The organism is Salipiger sp. 1_MG-2023 (assembly GCF_030547555.1).
Lineage (GTDB): Bacteria > Pseudomonadota > Alphaproteobacteria > Rhodobacterales > Rhodobacteraceae > Salipiger.
In genome coordinates this window covers 1-1,930 of the sequence record NZ_JAUOQN010000146.1, presented here as the reverse complement: position 1 = coordinate 1,930, position 1,930 = coordinate 1, and the positions used below count along the sequence as shown (strand labels likewise).

Here is a 1,930-nt window from a genome sequence, read left to right as displayed (position 1 = left end):
CAACCAACCCGATCAGCAGGTGCAACGAGTAGCTTAAATCACGCCAGATCCTGTCCAAGAGATCGGGAGCAGCTCATGGCCCTGGCAGCCAATAACCTTCCACGCCATCGAGTTGTCTGATTGGCAATACCTCCTTCAGCTGCCCAATACCTTCTTCTTCGAGGCACTCGCTCCATTGCTGAATCGAATATGTTTTCGTTAAAGGTACGAGGCGGAGCGTAAGAAGGTCAGCTGCAATCTTATCTTGAGATTCCTTAGTGACTGGGCGTTTCTGCTGGGTCTTGGTTGGCATTCCTGCCGACTTGTCCGCGCTATTTTGCGGACCTCTAGTAATGGGAAAATCTGTGACTTTCTCAGTGGCCTGTCTGCGCTTGATCGCCTCCGCCCACACCCAATTTCCCAGGCGATACTCTGTTGCGCGGTTCCATCGCCCACGCTCAATCTCAATGACTCCTACCTGGGCAAGCTGGCGGACGGCTCGGCTAACTTTGTCGCAGCTCCAGCCTTTCATTTCGGCCAGATCCGCGTCACGAATGACAGCCATGCCGTTGTACCGCCATAGTTCGACCAATATTAGATGAAAGAAGAGTTCAGCTGCGGCTTTCTGCACCGCCACATGCTCGTTGGCGATCTCCAGAACCTGTACCTTGATCTGGTTGAACTTGTATGGGCGCACCTCTGAACCGTTACCCTCGGTGCGAGGTCGGAATGAAAGCGCAGCCCCAGATTGGTTACCGCCAATCATTTGAGGCCACCCCTTCAATGCTTTCAGTGGTTGCTACGCGGGCTTGGGAAATCCAATTATTCAGATCGGAACCAAGATACTTCACACGCCTCCCAAACTTCAAAAAAGCCGGGCCAACGCGGCGATGGCGCCACTGTGCGCGCTTCTGACGAGGCGCGATGACATCAAGCTCCAAGTCGGAGTCGTCGTATAAGCGCGCCCGCTCGAACAAATGTTCTGACATTGTAAGTACTCCAGTCGGCGACATTTCATTGCCAACAGGTTTCGTAACTTCTCGCGGAATGTCATGTTTTCAACCCATCCAACTTTTGTGAAAAGCATCTCGTGATGGCCAACGCGACCGATCGGGTGAGCAAAATAAGCTCTGTAGCGCATAAGTAATTCGTCCGTCTCATGGCAGCGCTTTGCGCGTGAAGCTAAGTCAACGACCTTTGGCTGAAGCCCGACCAACTCGAAAACTTCCGACAGACAGCGACAGAAGTCCCCGACTGGACCACTCGCTTTATCGTGGCCGACTGTAATGGGTTTATGCGTATAATGCTCATAGGCTGCGCGTAACGCCAAAGCGGTTCGAAAAGCCCTCGCGTTTCCTCTTGGTTGCACTTCGATTTGACGAGCAAGAAATTCACGTACACTGACTATCAACGTCAGAGCATCTTCAGGCGGCGTAACCTCCAACCAGCCGTCCTCGAAAAGCAGAGACTGAGGAAACGGCAAAGCCTTAAGGAGCTGTCCAACCCCATCAACGATTTGAGGCGGCAAGGAACTTGTTGAATCTTGCAAAGCTCGCGAAATCGTTCGCTCTGCTGCTTCGAGATTTCCAAGAATATCGTCGGCTTCTGACTTGCCTTGCCTGCCTGGTCCGAGATGAATGATCGGGCCATCAAGGTCATTATACAGCAAGGCCGCTGCCTTCTGGTGTTCGGCACACATTAGCGGCACTCCGAACCATAGCTCCAAGGTTGCGTTCAATTCGCCTCGGACGCGAAGAATGTGGTCCTCATATGGATTGAAGCTCTCCACAATACCGCCGCGCGTGGTTCGGTAGCGCCAGTATCTAGCTGTCACATCCCGGCAGGTAATATGGCTGTTTCTTGAACAGCTCTGACTTGAGTTTGTGCCAGTCCTTCATCGCGTGCAAGGGCGTCTTGCTGCCCAGGGCTGATTGCGGGAGCTGCTGGTTGT

Annotated in this window: 2 protein-coding genes and 1 pseudogene; all 3 read right to left on the bottom strand. The window is 53.1% G+C overall.

Annotated elements, in window-relative coordinates:
- Positions 1-73: 73 nt before the first annotated feature.
- Positions 74-745 (bottom strand): hypothetical protein, encoded by a 672-nt coding sequence (locus Q4543_RS24250; RefSeq protein ID WP_303442691.1) that lies wholly within the window; start codon positions 743-745, stop codon positions 74-76.
- A gap of 99 nt (positions 746-844) precedes the next feature.
- A complete protein-coding gene (locus tag Q4543_RS24245; RefSeq protein ID WP_303442688.1) occupies positions 845-1,678 on the bottom strand; it encodes a hypothetical protein in 834 nt (277 codons plus the stop codon).
- Positions 1,679-1,802: 124 nt separating this feature from the next.
- Positions 1,803-1,930: pseudogene (locus Q4543_RS24240) on the bottom strand (IS481 family transposase); the annotation flags it as partial.

Coding starts and splice junctions, on each gene's coding strand:
- Q4543_RS24250 (WP_303442691.1), bottom strand. CDS start 745: ATGATTGGCGGTAACCAATCTGGGGCTGCGCTTTCATTCCGACCTCGC.
- Q4543_RS24245 (WP_303442688.1), bottom strand. CDS start 1,678: ATGTGTGCCGAACACCAGAAGGCAGCGGCCTTGCTGTATAATGACCTT.